Raw genomic sequence first — 2,490 nt, 5'->3', positions numbered from 1 at the left:
CACGAGGAATTCAATGCCTTCCAAGATTATGTGTTGAATCATGCAAAGGGTGATTATAATTACAACTATGATGATTCTCAAACTGACCGGCATGATTCTGACCTAATCGGGGCTTTTTATGATTCTCAAAGTGCACAGTATGATAATGCCCAGAGTATTGCGCGATATACAGGGGTGCTTATTAATAGCAACAACCAAGCACTAAGCGTAGCACAACTCCAAGCCCTAGATACTAACAACGATGGACAACTAACAGGATCTGAAACTAACATCCTGCGTCTATGGCAAGATATTAACGAAGATGGGCATTTAGATACAGGGGAGTTAGTTAATCTCAACACACTTAATCACCCTATTCAACAAAGTGAATATGTTTTCTATGTTAGTGGCAATGCTCATGTTGCTAACAAACAGCCTATTCAAACGAGTCAAACAAACGAGTTAGACACGCCAAACAGCGACTACCGTACCCTAAGAGACACAGACCACCTTTATTATTATTTGTCAAATGGAAGGACGCACTTCGTTTATTGGGATCCTGCCATGATTAAAATCCATAATAACAAAAGTCACATTATTGGCACCGATGGTGATGATACCTTTGATGTGGACTATTACAATAATGACTTCTTTGACCTTAGCTTAATCACTCACTTTTTAGCAGGCGATGGTGATGACTTAATGGGTGGCAGTGAGAGAAGTGATAACCTTTGGGGAGGCCTGGGAAATGATGAAATACTTGGTTACGCTGGTAACGATAAAATCTATGGCGAACAAGGTAACGATAAAATATTTGGTGCCGTTGGAAATGACACCATCCTTGGTGGTTCAGGCGATGATATTATTGTCGGCTTTACTGCCAGTAACAATGTCAAACAAACCTTAAGTACAGGAGAAACTGATAACGACCGCTTGTATGGTGGTAGTGGCAACGATGAATTATACGGTGGTTTGGGTAATGATTACCTAGACGGTGGCGCCAACAATGATATTTTATTAGGTGAAAAAGGTAATGATAAACTCTGGGGTGGTAGTGGCAATGATGAAGTTCAAGGTAATGAAGGTAACGATGAACTCATGGGCGGAGATGGTGAAGATAGGCTGTTTGGACAAACAGGAAACGACAAACTTTGGGGTGGAGAAGGCAAAGATCTTTTACTTGGATTCACTGCGGCAAATGAAGTTAAGCAAAGTCTAAATACAGGTGAAACTGATAACGACTATCTGAATGGTGGTGATGATGATGATATCCTAATGGGTGGCTTAGGGCATGATAGACTCTATGGTGGCACTGGGAATGACGAACTGCAAGGCAATGAGGGTGATGACAAACTCTATGGCGAGGCAGGCAACGATAATTTATTTGGTCAAAGTGGTGATGATATTCTCTACGGTGGCGATGGTGATGATTATTTAACAGGCTTCACCGCTAGTAACGAAGCCAAACAGAAACTCAATGGCGAAGAAAGTGATAACGATCATCTATATGGTGGCGCAGGGCAAGATGTTCTCATCGGTGGACCAGGAAACGATTATTTAGATGGTGGTATAGATGCCGATGTCATGGTCGGTGGACTGGGTAACGATATCTACATTATTAATAGCGTTAACGACAGTATTTACGAACAAGATAATCAAGGTTATGACACCGTTATTTCTAGCGCCAGTTATTTGCTAAACGCCAATATTGAAGAATTGCGCTTACTGGAAGGCTTTAATATTCATGGCACGGGCAATGCCTCCGATAACAAAATCATTGGCAATAGCGCTAACAACATCATCGATGGGGTAACAGGTGCTGATGAGATGATTGGTGGATTGGGGAATGATACTTATTATGTCGACAACATTAATGATAGTGTTGTAGAGTATGCCAATCAAGGTACGGACACTATTCAAAGTAGCATTACTTACACCCTAAGTGACAATATAGAAAACCTAACCTTGCTTGACTTCTCTAAGGCGGAAAAAGGTCAGGTTGATGGTGAAGCCGTTTTGGTTTATGGCTTTCCAAAACGCAATGAACTGGATTATATGCAAGGCGATGCTATTGAAAACTACCAAGGTACCTGTGCATTAACCTCTATTGCCAACCTTATCACCCAAACAGGCACCCCTACATCTGAAAGTGAGGTGGTTAATACTGCTATTGCCAACAACTGGGCGGTAAATGACCCCAGTTTACCTGCTAGTCAATTAGGTGGTTCCAATTACCTACAACAACAAGCTATTTTAAACAACTATGGCATCGCTAATGATGTCATCCAAGGTTACAATGAAACTGGCATTGCCAACTTACTTCAAGGTGGTCGCGGTGTTATGTTGTCCGTTAATGCTGGCATATTATGGAATGACTCAAATTACAATGGCAATGGCAGTGTCAATCACGCCGTCACCTTGACAGGAGCTGTACACAATGCTAACACTGGTGATTTAATGGGATTCTACATTAGCGACTCAGGACGAGGCAAGGTTAATGACATGAATCGC

1 protein-coding gene is annotated in these 2,490 nt (G+C 41.7%); it reads left to right on the top strand.

The genetic code is table 11. From position 1 onward, the window contains the following. Window positions 1-33: 33 nt before the first annotated feature. Window positions 34-2,490: calcium-binding protein (locus tag BAZSYMA_RS05500; protein WP_206599447.1), on the top strand; the 2,457-nt coding region annotated here is incomplete at its 3' end.

The organism is Bathymodiolus azoricus thioautotrophic gill symbiont, from assembly GCF_001298715.1.
Taxonomy (GTDB): domain Bacteria; phylum Pseudomonadota; class Gammaproteobacteria; order PS1; family Pseudothioglobaceae; genus Thiodubiliella.
The sequence above is the reverse complement of the archived record's forward strand: the minus strand, read 5'-3'. Positions and strand labels throughout refer to the sequence as shown.